Source organism: Streptomyces siamensis (genome assembly GCF_039543605.1).
Taxonomy (GTDB): Bacteria; Actinomycetota; Actinomycetes; order Streptomycetales; family Streptomycetaceae; genus Streptomyces; species Streptomyces siamensis.
Genome location: NZ_BAABKB010000002.1, coordinates 984,123 through 1,001,777, shown reverse-complemented (window position 1 = coordinate 1,001,777; position 17,655 = coordinate 984,123). Strand labels below are relative to the sequence as shown.

Sequence of the window (17,655 nt, the reverse complement as noted above, 5' to 3'; positions counted from 1 at the left end):
GTCAGATCCGCGGGTCGCCACGGTCACCCGTGACATTTGTCCCGGCCGATCGCCCACAAGTGCATCTGCCGGGCACGCCTGCCCGCCCCTAGCGTCGTAGTCATGACAAAGACGACGGGGACACGGCCGATGGCGGGGGCACGGACGGCCGTGTCCTTCACGGGGGCGGTCAAGACCTTCGGCGGCATACGCGCCGTGGACGGGGTGAACCTCACGATCGCGCCGGGCGAGACGGTCGCGCTGCTGGGCCGCAACGGCGCCGGCAAGTCGACGACGATCTCCCTGCTGCTCGGTCTGAACGAGCCCGACGAGGGCACGGTGACGCTCTTCGGCAGCCGCCCGGAGGAGTCCGTGCGGGCCGGACGGGTCGGCGCGATGCTCCAGGACACACGGCCGGTGCCCCGTGTCACCGTGCGGGAACTGGTGGCCTTCGTGGCCGGACGCCACCCGGCACCGCTGCCGGTGGACGAGGCGCTGGAACTCGCGGGCATCGCGGACCTGGCGGGCCGGCGCGTCGACCGGCTCTCCGGGGGGCAGGCGCAACGGGTGCGGTTCGCGGTGGCGCTCGCCGGCAATCCCGCGCTGATCGTGCTCGACGAGCCGACCGCCGCCCTGGACGTGGAGGCGCGGCACGCCTTCTGGGCCTCGATGCGGGGGTACGCGCGACGCGGCCACACGGTGGTCTTCTCCACCCACTACCTGGAGGAGGCCGACGCGCACGCGGACCGGATCGTCGTCATCGACCACGGCCGGATCGTCGCGGACGGCACCGGGGAGCAGCTCAAGCGGTCGGTGGGCGGCAACCTGGTCTCCTTCGACCTCGCGGGGCAGGGCACGGAGGGTCTGGCGCTGCTGCCCGGCGTCGTCTCGGTGGAGATACGCGGCGACCGGGCCCGGCTGCGCACGGACGACTCGGACGCGACGGTGATCGCGCTGGCCGAGCTCGGGGCGATACGCGGCCTGGAGGTCGTACCCGCCTCCCTCGACGACGCGTTCATGGCGCTGACCTCACAGGTTCTGGAGACGGTGTGATGCTGGACTATCTGCGGCTCGAAGTGCGCCGGACGCTGCGCGACACCGGCTTCGTGATCGGCGGCATCGCGATGCCGGTCATGATGTACCTGCTGTTCACCAACCTCGGCGGCGGTGACGACGGCGAGTGGAAGACGGCGTCCATGGTCGGCATGGCCGCGTACGGCGCGGTCGGCTCGGCCCTGAACACCGGCGGCGGGGTCGCCGAGGACAAGGTGATCGGCTGGCTGCGGCAGCTGCGGGTGACGCCGATGACGCCGCGCGAGGTGGTGGTCGGGCGCGCGCTGACCGGATCGGTCACCGTGCTGCCCGCGATCACCGCGGTGCTGGCGGCCGGCGGCCTGGTCAACGGCGTACGGCTGGACCCGTGGCAGTGGGCGGCGATCGCCGTGCTGCTGTGGCTGGGATCGGTGCCCTTCACCCTGCTGGGCCTCGGCAACGGCTACCGGCTGACCGCGCAGGCGACGGGCGTCGCCAACATGGTGTGCAACCTGGGTCTTTCGGTGGTCGGCGGGCTGTGGTTCCCGCTCGAACTCTTCCCCGGCTGGCTGCGGTCCCTGGCGGTGTACACCCCCACGAACCGCTTCGCGCAGCTGGGCGTCTCGGTCGCGGAGGGCCACGCCCCCGCCGCGGGCGGGGTGGCGGTGCTCACGGCCTGGCTGCTGGCCTTCGGTTCGTACGCGGTGTTCGCGTACCGTCGGTCCGCACGGACCGTCTGAGCGGGGAGCGGCGACATGCCCTGGATGCGAGAGGTCACCTGCCAGCTGCACGAGTGGCGGGCGGCGCGGGCGCGCTGGAAGGCGGACATGGAGCGGTACAAGACCGAGCAGCGGGCCGCCCGCGCTTCTGGCAAGGAGGTCCGCGACCCCGGCCCGCCGCCCACCGGCTTCGCGCTGCTGCCGTGGCTGCTGATGGGCATGGGCGCCTTCTCCAACATCCTCCAGGGCCGGACACAGCAGCCCTGGATCGGCGCCATCGGCCTGCTCGCCTTCAACTCGCTCTACATCTACGTGACCTTCCGCGCCTTCGTGAAGGAGACGCGTGAGGCCCGCTCCACCCGGGTGGCCCTGGTGCTGATGGGCCTGATCACCTGCACGCTGGCGATCGTGTACGGCGGCACCTGGCTGTACTTCTTCCCGCTGCTCGGACTGGCCACGGGCGCGATCATGCGGGGGGCCTGGCTCGGCCGGATCGGGTTCGCGCTGACGGTGCTCGCCGCCGTGGTCTCCGCGTACCGGGCCGGCTGGGACGCGGTGAACGTCGCCTACGGCACGTTCCTGTCCACGATGGTGACGGCCGCGATCCTCTCCCTGTCGGAGGCCGTGCGCGAACTGCGCGCGGCGCGCGAGGAACTGGCGCGGCGCGCCGTCGAGAAGGAGCGGCTGCGTTTCTCCCGCGACCTGCACGACCTGCTCGGTCACACGCTGTCGGTGATCGTGGTGAAGTCGGAGGCGGCCCGCAGACTGGCCACGCGTGACCTGGACGCGGCACTCGTCCAGGTCACGGACATCGAGTCGGTGGGCCGCCAGGCACTGACCGAGATCCGTGAGGCGGTCACCGGCTACCGGGAGGGCAGCCTGGCCACGGAACTGGACCGCGCCCGTTCCGCACTGTCCGCGGCCGGCGTCGAGCCCGTCGTACGGCAGTCGGGGCCGCCGCTCGTCCCGCAGACCGAGGCACTCCTGGGCTGGGTGGTCCGCGAGGCGGTCACCAACGTCGTGCGGCACAGTGGCGCGACCCATTGTGAGATCACCGTCGACGGCACCCCCGACCGTGTCCGGCTGACCGTCACCGACGACGGCACGGGCTCGTCCGCCGCCTCGTCCCCGGGCCCGTCCGCCGCCACGGGCATCGGCGGCACCGGCCTGAAGGGCCTCACCGAGCGTCTCGCGACGGCCGGCGGATCGCTGGAGGCGGGACCGGGCGCCCGCACCGGCTTCCAGGTGCGGGCCGAACTCCCCGTGGAGGCAACCGACTTGACGGAGGTACCGGCGTGAGGACGGTGCCGGAGGGAGGACGTGTGCCGGCGTGAGGAAGACGCCCGCGCCGGTGCCTTGCGCGGAAGCGCAGTTCAGGGCACCTCATGAGGGTCCGCCGCCTACCCTTGCCCTGTGAACGAGATGCCCCGGGATCACCGGCCAGCCAAGTCCATTCGCGTCCTGCTCGCCGAGGACCAGGGGATGATGCGGGGAGCGCTCGCGCTGCTGCTGGGGATGGAGGCGGACATCGAGGTGGTCGCCCAGGTGTCCGCCGGGGACGCGATCGTGGACGCCGTGCTGACGCACCGGCCCGATGTGGCGCTGCTGGACATCGAGTTGCCCGGGATGAGCGGGCTGGACGCCGCCGCCGAACTGCGCGGACAGGCCCCCGACTGCCGGGTGCTGATCCTCACCACCTTCGGCCGGCCCGGCTATCTGCGACGGGCCATGGAGGCGGGGGCGGCGGGCTTCCTGGTCAAGGACGGTCCCGTGGAGGAGCTGGCGGAGGCCGTCCGGCGGGTGCTGACCGGCGAGACCGTCATCGATCCGGCACTCGCCGCGGCGGCACTGAGCGCGGGCCCCAATCCGCTCACCGCCCGCGAGTGCGACGTGCTGAAGGCGTCGGTGGACGGCGCCACCGTCGCCGACATCGCCGCCAGGCTCCACCTGTCCGAGTCGACCGTCCGCAACTATCTCTCCTCCGCCATCGGCAAGACGGGCACCCGCAACCGCATGGAGGCGATGCGGGAGGCCCGTCAGCAGGGATGGCTGTGATCCCGGCGGAGGAGGCCGCTGCCGTCGGACACGGGGCGGGTCACTCGGTCACGCTCACCGCCTTGTAGTTCTTCCCCTCCGGCGCCAGGCACACGAACCAGTCGGACGGGGATCCGTCCACCGGGCGGATCAGATCCTCGACGTCCGAGGTGAGGCCCGTGCCCGGGGCGGCTCGCCCGGCCTCGATCGTGGTGCCGTCGTCCCAGGTGCAGGTGACCCGCTCCGCGGTGGTCGCGACCTTGCCGATCACGAGCCGCTGGGACGCCGAGTCCTTGTCGGGCGCCCCGGTCGACAGCGGCATGGAGTACGCCTGGACGTCCGTGCCCGAGAGCGCGTCGCCCTTCTCGACGGCCCCGTCGATCACCGTCGACGGTGCGGCGTCGCCCACCGTGAGGCGCACGAAGAGCCATCCCTTGCCGACGAGATCCGCGGCCACGCGTGCTCCGGTGGGCGAGACGCCGTACTCGCCCATCTGCGAACGCTGGTACTGCGCCTCCGCGACGTCCTTCGGCGCTCCCCAGACGTCCACGGTGACCGACCACTTCTTGCCGTGGTCCGTGCCCCTGGCCACGGAGCTCCGCTGCGGCTCGAACACGTGCCGCTGGTCGCTCGTGGGCGGCCGGGTGGCGGCGGGGGCGACCTGTCCGCCGTCACCGCCGAACGAACCGGCGAGCGCCAGGGTGCCCGTCGAACCGGCGACCACCAGGGCCGTCGCGGCGGCGACCGCCCAGCGGCGGGCCCTGCGGCGCCGGCCGCCGCGGACCACGGCCTGGTAGGGGGCTATGCCGATCTCGACCTCGTCGGCGGCCTCGGCCAGCAGGAGGGCGATGTCCGTGTGCGTCATGTCGCTGTTCGTCTCCCGGTCCGCGCTCATCACTTCCGCCCTCCGTTGGTCACCAGCTCCGCCAGGCCCGGTATGGCGCGCAGTTTCGCGATCCCCTTTGCCGCGTTGCTCTTCACCGAGCCGACCGAACAACCCATCGCGTCTGCCACCTGGGTCTCGCTCAGGTCCTCCCAGTACCGCAGGACCACGGCCTCGCGCTGGCGCGGGGGCAGCTCGGCGAGGGCCTTGAGCAGGGCGCCGCGGTCGTCGGCCTGGGCCATCCGGTCACCGCTGTCGGGCAGTTCGCGGGTGAAGCCCGAGTCGTCCTTCGGCGCGAGGAACTCCTTGAGGCGTCTGCGGTGCCTGCGGGAATGAGCGTTGATCATCACGCGCCGTACGTAGGCCTCGGGGTCGTCGGCCGAGCCGACCCTGCGCCAGGCCACGAAGACCTGTTCGAGCGTCGTCTGGACGAGGTCCTCCGCGGCGTGCTGCTCCCCCGTCAGGAGAAATGCCGTACGCATCAGCCGTGGCCAGCGGCCGACGACGAAGTGCTGGAACTCCTCGTCCCGAGCCTGTTTCCGATCCCCCATGGGCACCTCCTAGATGTCTTATGGAGTCCACGAGGGCCGGATTCCGTTGCCTCGGGCCCGAGAGATCTTTCGCGGGCAGCCTGCCGCCTCAGGCCCGGGAGGTCTTCCGCGGCAGCCACAGCAGCATCAGCAGCGCTCCGCCCAGCAGCAGGAACCCGCTGGTGCGGAACGCCAGGGCGTACCCGGCGGTGAGCGCCTCGCCCGAGGTACTGCCGCCCGTGCGGGCCGCCGCGATCGTCGACATGACCGCGAGGCCGAGCGAGCCGCCCATCACGCGTGAGGTGTTGACCAGTCCGGACACCAGCCCGGCATCGCCCGGCGCCGCGCCGGAGGTGGCGAGCGCGGCGAGCGGTGTCGCGGCCAGACCCGCGCCGGCCATCATCAGGAGGCCCGGGAACATGATCGCCGTCAGGTACCCGCCGTCCGCCGTCATCGTGGACTGCCAGCCGAAACCGGCCGCGGCCACCAGCGTGCCGACCGCCGCCACGTTGCGTGCGCCGACGACCGGCATGAGGCGCGGCGCCAGCTTCGAGCCGAGGACGACGGCGAGGGAGCTCGGCACCAGGGCGAGCCCGGCGCCGAGCGGCGTGTAGCCGAGCACGTTCTGCGCGTACAGCGTCATGAAGAACCACATGCAGAACATCGCGGAGCCGCACACGAACATGGCCGCGTTCGCCGACGACACGGACCGCAGGGTGAACAGTTTCAGCGGCATCAGCGGCGCCTTCGTGCGGGCCTCGACGAGGAGGAACAGGCCGATGAGCGCGAGTCCGGCGGCGAGCGGGGCGAGGGTCGCGGCGGCCGTCCACCCCTCGGCCTCCGTCTGCACGACGCCGTACGCCACGGTCGCGAGGCCCGCGGTCACCAGCAGGGCGCCCGGCAGGTCCAGGCGCCGTCCGTCGCCGGCCCGGCTCTCCACGAGCCTGAACGCCGCCCCGGCGAGCAGCACCGCGCCGAACGGCACGTTGATGAGGAGCACCCAGCGCCACGACAGGCCGTCGACGAGGAGTCCGCCGACGAGTCCGCCCGCCGCGCCGCCTCCGGCGCCGACCGCGGTCCAGGTCGCTATCGCCCGGGCCCGGGCGGGTCCCTCCGGGACGGTGGACGTCAGGATGGTGAGGGTCGAGGGGGCGAGCACCGCGGCCCCCAGTCCCTGCGCGGCCCGCGCGGTCAGCAGCTGCCAGCCCTCCTGGGCGAGACCGCCGCCGAGCGAGGCCACGGTGAACAGCGCGAGCCCCACCAGGAACATCCGCTTGCGTCCGTACAGGTCGCCGGCCCGGCCGCCGAGCAGCATGAACCCGGCGAAGGCGATCGAGTAGGCGTTCACCACCCACTGCAGTCCCGGCGCGCTCAGTCCCAGGTCGGCGCGCATGGAGGGCAGCGCCACGTTGACCACGGACACGTCGAGCACGACGAGGAACTGTCCGGCGCACACGAGTGCGACCACCAGCCAGGTCGGCGGTGCGGTGCGTACGGCTACGGGGGTGTCCTGCGCGGCTCTGAGCATGGGCGTCATGCTCTCAACCGGCCTGCGCCCCTTGCATCGGGATTTCGCCGCACGCGTCCGTAGGCCACGGGACCTAGGACCCGCCCGGCTCTGTGCGACGCACCGCACAGGCCCTCGCCCCCGGCGACGCCTCGGTGCCCAGTCACGCAGGCCCTCGCCCCCGGCGACACCTCGGTGCCCAGTCACGCAGGACCTCGCCCCCGGCGACGCAGCCGCGCTCCGTCACGCAGGCGTCGCCCCTGGCGACGCAGCCGCGCTCAGTCCGTGGCGCGCAGCATCGTCACCACCGCCGCGCCGCCCAGTCCGATGTTGTGGGCGAGTGCGACCCGGGCGCCGGGAACCTGCCGCCGTCCCGCCTCTCCGCGCAGCTGCCACACCAGTTCCGCCACCTGCGCGATGCCGGTGGCGCCGAGCGGATGGCCCTTGGAGATCAGCCCGCCGGAGGGGTTCACCACCCAGCGTCCGCCGTACGTCGTGGCGCCGGACTCGACGAGTTTGCCGGACTCCCCCTCCCCGCACATGCCGAGCGCCTCGTAGGTGAGCAGTTCGTTGATGGAGAAGCAGTCGTGCAGTTCCACCACGTCGACGTCCTCGATGCCGAGCCCGGACCGTTCGTAGACCTGGCGCGCGGCCTCGCGGGACATGGGCTGTCCCACGACGTCGATGCAGGAGCCGGAGGCGAAGGACGCCTCGGTGTCGGTGGTCATCGCCTGCGCCACGATCTCCACGGCCCGGCCGCCGAGCGCGTGCCGCTCGGCGAACCGTTCGGACACGACGACGGCCGCGGCGGCGCCGTCCGAGGTGGGCGAGCACTGGAGCTTGGTCAGCGGCCGGTGCACGACCCGGGAGGCGAGGATCTCGTCGACGTCGTACACGTCCTGGAACTGCGCGTTGGGGTTGTGCGCGGAGTGCCGGTGGTTCTTGGCGCCGACGGCGGCGAGCTGCGCCTCGGTCGTGCCGTGGGCCGCCATGTGCTCGCGTGCCGCGTCGCCGAAGATCTGCGCGGTGGGCGGGGACATCTCGAAGCCGTGCCGGGCGGCCATGATTCCGTAGTGCCGGGCCACCGGGGAGGTCTTGAAGTCGCCGCCGTCCGCGCCGCCGCCGAGCGCGCCGCGTTTCATCTTCTCGAAGCCGAGCGCGAGGACGCAGTCCGCGACTCCGCCCTCGACGAGCTGCCGTGCCAGCATCAGGGCGCTGGACCCGGTGGCGCAGTTGTTGTTGACGTTGTAGACGGGGACCCCGGTCAGGCCCAGTTCGTAGGCGGCGCGCTGTCCCGCGGTGGAGGGCTGGAAGCAGTATCCGACGGGGACCTGTTCCACGAGCTCGTAGCCGATCCCGGCGTCGGCGAGGGCGGCCGTGCCCGCTTCCCGGGCCATGTCCCAGTACTGCCATTCGCGGGTCTCGGGCTTCTCGAACCTGGTCATGCCGACTCCGGCGACGTACGCCTTCATGCGTTCCTCCTGGGTCCGTGGGGTCCGGTCCGTGGGGTCAGTCCCTGGGCAGGCCGAGGATGCGCTCGGCGACGACGTTGAGCTGGACCTGGGTGGTGCCGCCCGCGATGGTCAGGCAGCGGGAGAGCAGGAATCCGTGCAGGGCGCGCTCACCGGCGCCCTCGCTCACCGCGCCGGCCGGGCCGAGGAGTTCGAGTGCCAGCTCGGCGACCTTCTGCTGGTGCGCGGTCTGCACCAGTTTGCGCACGGAGGCGCCGGCTCCGGGGTCGACTCCGGACACCTGCCGCAGGGTGGTGCGCAGTCCGACGCAGGCCAGGGCGTGCGCCTCGGCGAGGAGGGCGCCGAGGCGCGCTCCGCCGATCTCGTCGGCGCGGTCGAGCAGTGCCTCCAGGCCGGTGTCGAAGGTCAACTGGTCGGCCATGTGGACGCGTTCGTTGCCGAGTGTGTTGCGGGCGACCCGCCAGCCGTCGTCGACCTCTCCCACGACGGCGTCCGCGGGCAGCAGGACGTCGTCGAAGTGGACCTCGTTGAAGAGGGAGTCCCCGGTGATCTCCTTCAGCGGGCGGATGCCGATGCCGTCGGTGTTCTTCATGTCGACGACGAAGTAGGTGAGCCCTTTGTGCTTGGGGGCCGCCGGGTTCGTGCGGGCGAGGAGGATCCCGTGGTCGGCCCACTGTGCCGCGCTCGTCCACACCTTCTGCCCGTTGACGCGCCAGCGTCCGTCCGGGGTGCGTTCGGCGCGGGTGCGCAGGGCGGCGAGGTCGGAGCCGGCGTCCGGCTCCGAGAAGAGCTGACACCACAGCAGGTCGCCGCGCAGGGTGGGCAGGAGGTAGCGCTCGCGTTGCCGCTCGGTGCCGTAGGCGATGAGGGACGGTACGACCCAGGTGGCGATGCCCAGGTCGCTGACGCGCACGCCCGCCGCGTCCAGTTCCTGCTGCACGGCGAGCTGTCGCACGGGGCCCGCGCCGAGCCCGTACGGCGGGGGCAGGTGCGGGGCGGCATGGCCGGTGGGGGCGAGCAGTCTGCGGGCGGCGGCCGGGTCGAGCCCGCGGGCGGCGCCGACGGTCTCCCGGGCGCTCTCCCGGTACGCGGCCGCCTCGGACGGCAGCTCCAGGCGCAGTGGGCGCCGGGTGCCGTCCCGTGCGATCCGGGCGGCCCGGTCCAGGTGCGCGCCCCCGGTCCCGAGCAGTTGCCGCGCCACCACCGCCCGGCGCAGGTGGAGGTGGGCGTCGTGTTCCCAGGTGAATCCGATGCCGCCGAGGATCTGGATGCAGTCCTTGGCGCACGAGTAGGCCGCTTCGAGTGCGGTGCCCGCGGCGAGCGAGCAGACCAGGCCGCGCACGGCGTCGGGTCCGCGGGCCGCGCGGGCCGCGTCCCAGGTGAGTGCCCGTGCCTGTTCGACGCGGACGAGCATGTCGGCGCACAGGTGCTTGACGCCCTGGAAACGGCCGATGGGCCGGCCGAACTGTTCGCGGACCGTGGCGTGCCGGGTGGCGGTGTCCAGGGCCCAGGCGGCCGTGCCGCAGGCGTCGGCGGCCAGGAGCAGGGCGGCGAGGTCGCGGACCCGGGCGGTGTCGACGCCGAGGACGTGGTCGGCGGGGACCCGCACCCTGTCGGCCCGTACCTCGGCGGTGGCCCGTGTCGGATCGGCGCTCTCGTGGGGCCGTACGGCGAGCCGGCCGGTGTCCACGACGAGCCACACGGTGTCGCCCGCGGGCGTGGGCGAGCCCCCGGAGGTCGTCGCGGCCAGGACGAGGAGGTCGGCGTCGGCGCCCGCCAGTACGGGCGGTGCGGTCCCGTCGAGGCGGTACCCGCCGTCGGCTGCCTGCGTGGCGGTCAGCGTGCCCGTGCCGAACGCCACGGCGCCGATGCGCTCCCCGGTGCCGAGGGCGCGCACGAGGTCGTCCCGTCCCGTGAGCAGCTCCGAGGCGAGGACGCTCGCCAGGTACGGGCCCGGCAGCGCCGCCCGCGCGGTCTCCTCCACGACGACGGCGAGGTCGACGAGGTCTCCGCCGCCTCCGTGCGGCTCGGGCAGGTGCAGCGCGAGCAGTCCCTGTGCGGCGATGCCGTCCCAGTAGGACGGCCTGCCGGTGCCCGGGGCGTCGAGGCGTTTGCGTACTTCTTCGGGGGGCACGGCGCGGGCGATCCAGCCGCGTACGGCGTCGGCCAGGTCCCGCTGCTCCGGTGTGATGCCGATGCCCATGCGTGCCTCCCGCGGCCCAAGGTGCGCGCCAGACTAGAACACGTTTCATTCTGACGGTAGGTCAGATACCCATGAGAGGGTCAAGGATTCGTTAGTACGCCGAAGCATCGGAATAGTTGCCCAGGCACACCGGGTTTCTCCTACACGTATCCGCGTGCGGATCACGTGGTGACGCGGCCCGCACGGCGCGCCCCGTCCCCCGACCCGCGCGGAACACCGACTTCCGTATCCGTCCGGGCCACCCGCACCCGTACGGACACACCGACCCCGGTCCGCGCACCGACGCGGACGACCGCACTTCGTTACGGCCTGGAGGCCCCACGCAATGACGCACACGACGACCGACCAGCCCACGCGGAGGCCGAGCGGGACGACCGTGCCCGTGCTCGCCTTCGCGGGCATCGTTGTCGCGGTGATGCAGACCCTGCTCGTCCCGGTCATCAAGGACCTGCCGACGCTGCTGGACACCTCGCCCAGCAACGCCACCTGGGTCCTGACCTCGACCCTGCTCTCCGGCGCCGTGGCCACCCCGATCATGGGCCGCCTCGGCGACCTCTTCGGCAAGCGGCGCATGCTGCTCACCAGCCTGGCCGTCATGGTGGTCGGCGCCCTGGTCAGCGCACTGACCAGCACCCTGCTGCCGATGATCGTCGGCCGCACGCTCCAGGGCTTCGCCATGGGCGCGATCCCCCTCGGCATCGGCCTGATGCGCGACATGCTGCCCCGCGAGAAGCTCGGCTCCGCGATGGCCCTGATGAGCTCCTCGATCGGCGTCGGCGGCGGCCTCGCGCTGCCCGCCGCGGCCCTCGTCGCCCAGCACGCCGACTGGCACGCCCTCTTCTACGGCGCCGCCGGACTCGGCGTCCTCTCGATCGCCCTCACCCTCATCGTCGTGCCCGAGTCCCCGATGCGCGCCGAGGGCACCTTCGACGTCCTGGGCGCGTTCGGTCTCTCCGCCGGACTCGTCCTCTTCCTGCTGCCCATCACCAAGGGCAGCGACTGGGGCTGGAGCTCGTCCACCACGCTCGGCCTGTTCGCCGCGTCGGCCGCCGTCCTGGTCCTGTGGGGCGTGATGGAGCTGCGGCTGAAGGCCCCGCTGGTCGACCTGCGCACCACCGCCCGCCCCGCGGTGCTGTTCACCAACCTCGCCTCGATCATGGTCGGCGTCTCCTTCTACGTCGTCTCGCTGGTCCTGCCGCAGCTGCTCCAGCTGCCGAAGTCCACCGGCTACGGCCTCGGCCAGTCGATGGTCGTCGCCGGCCTGTGCGTGGCGCCGCTCGGCCTGACGATGATGTTCACCGCACCGGTGTACGCCCGCCTGTCCGCCAAGTACGGCCCGAAGGTCACGCTGATCATCGGCATGCTGATCATCGGGGTCGGCTACGGCGCGGGCCTCGGCCTGATGGACGCCGCCTGGCAGACCATCGTGATCTCGGTCGTCCTCGGCGCGGGCATCGGTCTCGCCTACTCCTCGCTGCCCGCGCTGATCGTCGGCTCCGTCCCGGCGTCGGAGACCGGCGCGGCCAACGGCCTGAACACGCTGATGCGCTCCATCGGCACCTCGGTGTCGAGCGCCGTCATCGGCATGGTGCTGGCCAACACGGCCCACCACGTCGGCCCCGTCGCCGTCCCGACCATGCACGGCTTCCGGGTGTCCTTCGCCATCGCCACCGGCGCCGTGGCGGTCGGCCTGCTCATGGCCCTGTTCCTGCCCGGCCGGCGCCGGGCGACCAAGCCGCAGCTGGTGGCCAGCAGCGAGGAGGACGCCGCGCTGGAGCGGGCGCACGAGCTCCTCGGCGGCTTCCACGGCCGGGTCCTGAACGCCGACGGCGCCCCGGTCGCCCGGGCCAAGGTCACCCTGATCGACCGGCGTGGCCGCCAGGCGGGCGCCACGCTCTCCGCCGAGGACGGCCGCTACGCGCTGGCCGTGCCCGCCGAGGGCGCGTACGTCCTGGCCGCCCGCGCCGCGGGCCACGGCCCCCTCGCCTCGTCGGCCACGCACGCGGGCGACACACGCCCCGTCGAGGTGGACCTGGCCCTGCCGGGCGAGAGCGTCCCCGCCTAGGGGGCTTCGTTCGGATCAGCTCGGGTCCGCGCCGATCCGAACGAAACCCCCCGGCGGAACGAACGGCACGCCTCTCCCGCACACCCCCGCCGCCGTCGCGGCGGGGGTGTGCGGCACCATGGGGCGCCGACAGACCCGCACCCCCTGGAGGAACCCCATGCCCGCGGCACCCAAGCCGGAGATCCTCGCCGCCTTCGAGGCCGCGAAGGGGTTCATGCCCGTCGGCGAGGGGCTCGCGCTGTACGAGGCGGCCGTCGAGGCCGGGCGGCTCGGGCTGCCCCTCCTGGAGGTCGGCACGTACTGCGGGCGCTCCACGATCCTGCTCGCCGACGCGGCGCGCGACGCCGGGGTGACCGCGATCACCGTCGACCACCACCGGGGCAGCGAGGAGCAGCAGCCCGGCTGGGAGTACCACGACCCGGACACCGTGGACCCGGAGGTGGGGCGGATGGACACGCTGCCCACCTTCCGCCGCACCCTGCACCGGGCCGGTCTGGAGGACCACGTGGTCGCGGTGGTGGGCCGCTCCCCGCAGATCGCCGCGTTCTGGCGCACGCCCCTCGGTCTCGTCTTCGTCGACGGCGGCCACACGGACGAGCACGCGAACGGCGACTACGAGGGCTGGGCGCCGCACGTCGCCGAGGGCGGCCTCCTCGTGATCCACGACGTGTTCCCCGACCCGGCCGACGAGTTCACCGGCCAGGCCCCGTACCGCGTCTACCTCAGGGCCCTGGAGTCCGGCGCGTTCACCGAGGTCTCGGCGACCGACTCGCTGCGCGTCCTGCGGCGGACCGGAGCGGGCATCTGAGGCCACGGCCGCCGCGAGGGCCCCTCCACCGCACCACCGACGACCCGCGCGGAGTCGACAGCAGCCATGTCCGCCGTGCGGACCCCGGACGGCCGCTAGGGTGGCAGGCGTGTCGTACGTAGGCCCTGACTTCGATCCGCCCCAGCCGCGCCGTCCCCGGCGCGGACCGCTCACCGTCGCACTCGCCGCGCTCGTGCCGGGCGCGCTGGCCGGATGGCTGGTGTGGCAGGCGGTGGGCGACGACTCGGGAGGCGGTTCCGGCAAGGCGGCCGGGGCCTCGACGGCGGCGCCCTCGTCCGCTTCCCCCGAGGCGTCCGCGTCCCCGACGGCCGACGGCAAGGCGAGTTCGCCGGCCGCGTCGTCCCCGGCCGCGAAGCCCTCCACGTCCCGGCCCGCCGGTTCCGGCCCCCTCAAGGGCAAGGTCGTCGTCATCGACCCGGGGCACAACGCGGGCAACTTCCAGCACCCGTCCGAGATCAACCGCAAGGTGAACATCGGCACGAACTGGAAGGAGTGCGACACCACCGGCACCTCCACCAACGCGGGTTACACAGAGGCGAAGTTCACACTCGACGTCGCCCGCCGGATGCGGACGATCCTCGAACAGCAGGGCGCCACCGTGAAGTTCACCCAGGACGGGAACCGCTCCTGGGGTCCCTGCGTCGACGAGCGGGCCCGGATCGGCAACGAGGCGCACGCCGACGCGGCCGTCTCCATCCACGCGGACGGATCGGCGGTCGGCAACCGCGGATTCCATGTGATCCTGCCGGCCGCGGTGCACGCGGGCACCGCGGACACCCGCCCGATCGCCGCCCCTTCCCGCGACCTGGGCGAGCGGATCGCCGGCCTGTTCGTCCGCGAGACGGGCAGCGCGCCCTCCAACTACGTCGGTGACGGCACCGGTCTGGTGACGCGTAAGGATCTCGGCGGTCTCAATCTGTCAACGGTTCCCAAGGTGTTCATCGAGTGCGGCAACATGCGCGATAGCAAGGACGCGGCGCTGCTGACCAGCGGCGCGTGGCGGCAGAAGGCGGCGCGTGGGATCTCTGAGGGAATCGTGAGTTTCCTGCGCGGGTAGTGATCGGCGGACGGAACCCGGCGGACACCCTGATCGGACGGGCGATAGTGTCGTCCCTACGATGAGGGGCCACCCCCGCGCTTCACACCGAGGCCCGACGGCGACACCATGACGGCGACACGGTGACAGCGACGCCTCCACCGATGACGAGACGACTGACGAAGGACCTGAAGTGAATATCCGCTCCCTCACTAGAGGCGACGGCGTGGTGATCGGAGCAGCGGTGTTGCTGTTCATCGCGTCGTTCCTCGACATCTACTCCATCGACGGGGCCCCGGACAGCTACGACCTCCCGAACGCCTGGGAGAGCGGGCCGGTGCTCATGGGCGTCGTCCTTGCGGGCATCATCGGCGCCGCGCTCATCGTCGTCTCCCGCGGTCGTCCGCAGCCTTTGAAGGTCGCCGGCCTCGACCTCGGCCAGTTCGGCATCGCCTTCACAGTCTTCGCCGCGTGGACTGCCCTCGGGAACATCTTCGACCCGGTCGGCGGCGTCGACAACGTGGGCAACGGCTCGGACAACGGGGTCGACGCGGGCAGCGGTCTGATCCTCTCCCTGGTCGCCACCCTGGTGCTGGCCGGTGCCGCCATCGCCACCCCCCTCGTCCCCGCCCTCAAGGCGGCTCTCGTCGGCGCTCCGCGTCCGGCCGCGCCGCAGCCGTACGGCGGTCAGCCGCAGGGTGGTTACGGCTACCCGGGCGCCCCGCAGCCGGGGCAGCAGCCCTACGGCGGACAGCCGCAGGGCGCGCCGTTCGGCGGCCCGTCGCAGCAGCAGCCCGCGCCGTCGCAGCAGCAGCCCGCCTCGGACTTCTCGCCGTTCTGGTTCGCCGTGCCGGTGGCGCGTCCGCTGTTCGGCGAGGACGGTTCGCAGACGCCGATCGCCGAGCTGGCGCCGGGCACCTGGTACCTGGCCGTCGAGCAGCGCGGTGCCACCCTGGTGGCGCAGACGCAGGACGGCCGTCGTGGTGTCCTGCAGGACACGTCGGGGATCCAGCGCGGCTGAACCCCGCACCCGTACACCGGACCACGGCCCCTCGCCCTTCACGGCGGGGGGCCGTTGTCGTACAGTCGCAGGCGCCGAACATCTACTGACGGTCCGTCAGATACTGGGTTCTGGAGGCGACATGCGGCTCGGTCTCGCACTCGGCTACTGGGGACGCGGCCCGTCCGCGGACCATGTGCCGCTCGCCCAGGAGGCCGAGCGGCTCGGGTACCACTCGGTGTGGACCGCCGAGTCCTGGGGCTCCGACGCCTTCACCCCGCTCACCTGGATCGCCGCGCACACCTCCCGCATCCGGCTCGGCACCGCCGTCGCGCAGATGGCGGCCCGCTCCCCCACCACCACCGCGATGCACGCGCTCACCCTCGACCACCTCTCCGGCGGGCGCATGATGCTCGGTCTCGGCCTGTCGGGGCCACAGGTCGTCGAGGGCTGGTACGGACGTCCGTTCCCGAAGTCGCCGCTCACCGCCACCCGGGAGTACGTCGACGTCGTCCGCCAGGTGCTCCGCCGCGAAGGGCCCGTCGAGCTGGACGGACGCTTCCACGCCCACCCCTACCGGGGGCCCGACGGGACCGGCCTCGGCAAGGCCCTGAAGCCCATCACGCACCCGCTGCGCGCCGGCCTGCCCGTGCTGCTCGGCGCGGAGGGGCCGAAGAACGTCGCGCAGACCACACGGATCGCGGACGGCTGGCTGCCGTTGTACTGGGCGCCGACGCGCCCCCAGGCGTACCAGGCGTCGCTGGACGGGCTGCGGGACGGCTTCCTCGTCGCCCCCATGGCCCGCGCCCACGTCTGCGACGACATCGCCGAGGGTCTGCTGCCCGTCAAGGCGATGCTCGGCTTCTACATCGGCGGGATGGGACACGCGGCCCGCAACTTCCACGCCGACCTGATGGCGCGCATGGGGTACGAGGAGGAGGCGCGCAGGATTCAGCGGCTGTTCCTCGAAGGGCGCCGCCAGGAGGCCGTCATGGCCGTCCCCGACGCCTTCGCGGACGAGATCTCCCTCGTCGGTCCCCGCGAACGCATCGCGGAGCGCCTGGAGTTGTGGCGCAAGGGCCCGGTGACCGACCTGCTCGTCCTGTCGCCGGACCGGCACACGCTCCGGGTGCTCGCGGACCTGAACGCCTGACGGCGCGCGGGACGTCCGGTGACCGGGCGCGGGGTGCCCGGCCACCGGACTCGGGGGACGGTGGGGCTCAGCCGCCCGTGAGCTGTGAGCCGGACGGAACCTGGTTCTTGACCTCGGCGCCCGCGCTCTTCCCGGCGTCCTTCACCTGGTTGATGATGTCGTTGAAGGTGTTCGCGACGGCGTCGGTGGAGTCGCCCTTGCGGAGCTTGGCGGGCAGGTTCTTCAGCGACTCGATGCCCGCGGCGAGCGGGGCGACGGCCTTGGAGAGCGTGGGGTCGCCCTGGGCGTTCTTCAGGGCGGCCTTCAGCCGGTTGTAGGCGAACGCGCCCGCGAGGCCCGCCTTGATGAGGGTGAACTTGCGGCCGTGGGCGCCCTTCTTGAACTTGCCCGCCTTCCAGGGCTTGTAGATCCACTGGTAGGTGGCGCCGGCGGCGAGGCCCGCGTTCGCCACGAACCGCGTCTTGGCGAGCTTCTGTTTCTGCGCGGTGGCCGACGGACTCGGGGTCTTGCCGGACGCCGAGGGGCTCGGGGTCTTCGCGGGCGCCGACGGGGTCGCGGTGGCGGCCGCGGGAATCGCGACCTTGGCGCCCTTCGCGTTCGCACCGCTGGTGCACGCGGTGCCGCCCGCGATCAGGGCACAGCTGAGGGTGAGCGCCACGACGAGGCGCCGTATCGGTACAGGCACGGGGTCCTCCGGGGCAGGAGCGGTGCTCCCTGGTCCAGTGGTCCTCCCCGGTCATGGGAGAACACGGCTCTCCCCGCCAGCGTCACCCCGCGCGGGACGTTGCGCCACTTGGGCGAATCGGTTCAGGTTTCATACACGATTGCGCGGCAACCCGCAGGACATGTCCCCTCGATATCGCAACGGTTCCAACCAGGCGGGGACGGTCATCGCGATCGTCGCGGACGTGATGGCCGTCATCCTCGGTCTCTGGATCCTGATGTACCTGCTGGACGCCAACCGCGCCAACGATCTGGTGCAGTTCGTCCATGACGTGGCCGGCTGGCTGGCGGGCTGGTCCCGTGACCTGTTCACCTTCGACGAGGCGTGGGCGCGAGTCGTCGCCGGTTACGGCCTGGCGGCCGTCGTGTACCTGTTCATAGGGCACGCGATCGCCAACCGCATGCACCGGCACTGACGGCAGGACTCGGCGCGCGACGTCCGACGGACGGCAGCCGCTCCCGGCGGGACGGCCGGGGGCGGCTGCATGAC

Annotated in this window: 16 protein-coding genes; 10 read left to right on the top strand and 6 right to left on the bottom strand. The window is 72.6% G+C overall.

Going from position 1 to position 17,655, the window contains the following annotated elements; translation table 11 throughout:
- The first annotated feature begins 102 nt into the window (after positions 1–102).
- The 4 genes from ABEB03_RS07195 to ABEB03_RS07180 all read left to right on the top strand — a co-directional run bounded on the left by ABEB03_RS07195 (position 103) and on the right by ABEB03_RS07180 (position 3,785).
- Positions 103–1,032, top strand: coding sequence for an ABC transporter ATP-binding protein (locus tag ABEB03_RS07195; protein ID WP_345643001.1), 930 nt, complete (start codon positions 103–105; stop codon positions 1,030–1,032).
- Complete coding sequence (locus ABEB03_RS07190) at positions 1,032–1,751, top strand: ABC transporter permease (RefSeq protein WP_345642998.1); 720 nt, start codon at positions 1,032–1,034, stop codon at positions 1,749–1,751. The genes ABEB03_RS07195 and ABEB03_RS07190 overlap by 1 nt, the downstream gene beginning before the upstream one ends.
- Positions 1,752–1,766: 15 nt before the next feature.
- Complete coding sequence (locus ABEB03_RS07185) at positions 1,767–3,029, top strand: sensor histidine kinase (RefSeq protein WP_345642995.1); 1,263 nt, start codon at positions 1,767–1,769, stop codon at positions 3,027–3,029.
- A 123-nt stretch (positions 3,030–3,152) separates the two neighbouring features.
- The gene (locus tag ABEB03_RS07180; protein WP_345644144.1) at positions 3,153–3,785 is read left to right on the top strand and encodes a response regulator transcription factor; all 633 of its coding nucleotides are present in this window, start codon (positions 3,153–3,155) and stop codon (positions 3,783–3,785) included.
- 40 nt (positions 3,786–3,825) lie between these two features.
- Here ABEB03_RS07180 and ABEB03_RS07175 read toward each other — a convergent pair whose 3' ends face one another.
- The 5 genes from ABEB03_RS07175 to ABEB03_RS07155 form a co-directional block, all read right to left on the bottom strand.
- Entirely contained in the window at positions 3,826–4,659 is an 834-nt protein-coding gene (locus tag ABEB03_RS07175) for a hypothetical protein (RefSeq protein ID WP_345642992.1), read from the bottom strand.
- Positions 4,659–5,198 (bottom strand): SigE family RNA polymerase sigma factor, encoded by a 540-nt coding sequence (locus ABEB03_RS07170; protein WP_345642988.1) that lies wholly within the window; start codon positions 5,196–5,198, stop codon positions 4,659–4,661. Before ABEB03_RS07170 ends, ABEB03_RS07175 begins: the two co-directional genes overlap by 1 nt.
- An 88-nt stretch (positions 5,199–5,286) precedes the next feature.
- The gene (locus ABEB03_RS07165) at positions 5,287–6,714 is read right to left on the bottom strand and encodes an MFS transporter (RefSeq protein WP_345642984.1); all 1,428 of its coding nucleotides are present in this window, start codon (positions 6,712–6,714) and stop codon (positions 5,287–5,289) included.
- A gap of 248 nt (positions 6,715–6,962) precedes the next feature.
- Positions 6,963–8,156 (bottom strand): lipid-transfer protein, encoded by a 1,194-nt coding sequence (locus ABEB03_RS07160; RefSeq protein ID WP_345642981.1) that lies wholly within the window; start codon positions 8,154–8,156, stop codon positions 6,963–6,965.
- 37 nt (positions 8,157–8,193) lie between these two features.
- Positions 8,194–10,359, bottom strand: coding sequence for an acyl-CoA dehydrogenase (locus ABEB03_RS07155; protein ID WP_345642978.1), 2,166 nt, complete (start codon positions 10,357–10,359; stop codon positions 8,194–8,196).
- Positions 10,360–10,684: 325 nt separating this feature from the next.
- Between ABEB03_RS07155 and ABEB03_RS07150 the strand changes: the two genes are divergently transcribed.
- The 5 genes from ABEB03_RS07150 (at position 10,685) to ABEB03_RS07130 (ending at position 16,442) form a co-directional block, all read left to right on the top strand.
- Positions 10,685–12,424 carry an MFS transporter gene (locus ABEB03_RS07150; RefSeq protein WP_345642976.1) on the top strand — a complete coding sequence of 580 codons (1,740 nt, stop codon included), beginning with the start codon at positions 10,685–10,687 and terminating at the stop codon, positions 12,422–12,424.
- Between the two features lie 157 nt (positions 12,425–12,581).
- Entirely contained in the window at positions 12,582–13,232 is a 651-nt protein-coding gene (locus ABEB03_RS07145) for a class I SAM-dependent methyltransferase (protein ID WP_345642973.1), read from the top strand.
- Between the two features lie 109 nt (positions 13,233–13,341).
- Entirely contained in the window at positions 13,342–14,310 is a 969-nt protein-coding gene (locus ABEB03_RS07140) for an N-acetylmuramoyl-L-alanine amidase (protein ID WP_345642970.1), read from the top strand.
- A 172-nt stretch (positions 14,311–14,482) separates the two neighbouring features.
- A complete protein-coding gene (locus tag ABEB03_RS07135; RefSeq protein ID WP_345642968.1) occupies positions 14,483–15,310 on the top strand; it encodes a hypothetical protein in 828 nt (275 codons plus the stop codon).
- 121 nt (positions 15,311–15,431) lie between these two features.
- Positions 15,432–16,442 carry an LLM class F420-dependent oxidoreductase gene (locus ABEB03_RS07130; RefSeq protein ID WP_345642966.1) on the top strand — a complete coding sequence of 337 codons (1,011 nt, stop codon included), beginning with the start codon at positions 15,432–15,434 and terminating at the stop codon, positions 16,440–16,442.
- Positions 16,443–16,509: 67 nt separating this feature from the next.
- On the opposite strand, the gene ABEB03_RS07125 is transcribed toward ABEB03_RS07130, so the two are convergent.
- Entirely contained in the window at positions 16,510–17,127 is a 618-nt protein-coding gene (locus ABEB03_RS07125; protein WP_345642964.1) for a hypothetical protein, read from the bottom strand.
- Positions 17,128–17,287: 160 nt separating this feature from the next.
- Here ABEB03_RS07125 and ABEB03_RS07120 point away from each other — a divergent pair, with 160 nt between their 5' ends.
- On the top strand, positions 17,288–17,581 hold the full coding sequence (locus ABEB03_RS07120) for a hypothetical protein (protein ID WP_028800859.1): 294 nt from the start codon (positions 17,288–17,290) through the stop codon (positions 17,579–17,581).
- Positions 17,582–17,655 lie beyond the last annotated feature (74 nt).

Coding starts and splice junctions, on each gene's coding strand:
- ABEB03_RS07150 (WP_345642976.1), top strand. CDS start 10,685: ATGACGCACACGACGACCGACCAGCCCACGCGGAGGCCGAGCGGGACG.
- ABEB03_RS07185 (WP_345642995.1), top strand. CDS start 1,767: ATGCCCTGGATGCGAGAGGTCACCTGCCAGCTGCACGAGTGGCGGGCG.
- ABEB03_RS07145 (WP_345642973.1), top strand. CDS start 12,582: ATGCCCGCGGCACCCAAGCCGGAGATCCTCGCCGCCTTCGAGGCCGCG.
- ABEB03_RS07170 (WP_345642988.1), bottom strand. CDS start 5,198: ATGGGGGATCGGAAACAGGCTCGGGACGAGGAGTTCCAGCACTTCGTC.
- ABEB03_RS07195 (WP_345643001.1), top strand. CDS start 103: ATGACAAAGACGACGGGGACACGGCCGATGGCGGGGGCACGGACGGCC.
- ABEB03_RS07175 (WP_345642992.1), bottom strand. CDS start 4,659: ATGAGCGCGGACCGGGAGACGAACAGCGACATGACGCACACGGACATC.
- ABEB03_RS07130 (WP_345642966.1), top strand. CDS start 15,432: ATGCGGCTCGGTCTCGCACTCGGCTACTGGGGACGCGGCCCGTCCGCG.
- ABEB03_RS07155 (WP_345642978.1), bottom strand. CDS start 10,359: ATGGGCATCGGCATCACACCGGAGCAGCGGGACCTGGCCGACGCCGTA.
- ABEB03_RS07190 (WP_345642998.1), top strand. CDS start 1,032: ATGCTGGACTATCTGCGGCTCGAAGTGCGCCGGACGCTGCGCGACACC.
- ABEB03_RS07180 (WP_345644144.1), top strand. CDS start 3,153: ATGCCCCGGGATCACCGGCCAGCCAAGTCCATTCGCGTCCTGCTCGCC.
- ABEB03_RS07120 (WP_028800859.1), top strand. CDS start 17,288: ATGTCCCCTCGATATCGCAACGGTTCCAACCAGGCGGGGACGGTCATC.
- ABEB03_RS07165 (WP_345642984.1), bottom strand. CDS start 6,714: ATGACGCCCATGCTCAGAGCCGCGCAGGACACCCCCGTAGCCGTACGC.
- ABEB03_RS07160 (WP_345642981.1), bottom strand. CDS start 8,156: ATGAAGGCGTACGTCGCCGGAGTCGGCATGACCAGGTTCGAGAAGCCC.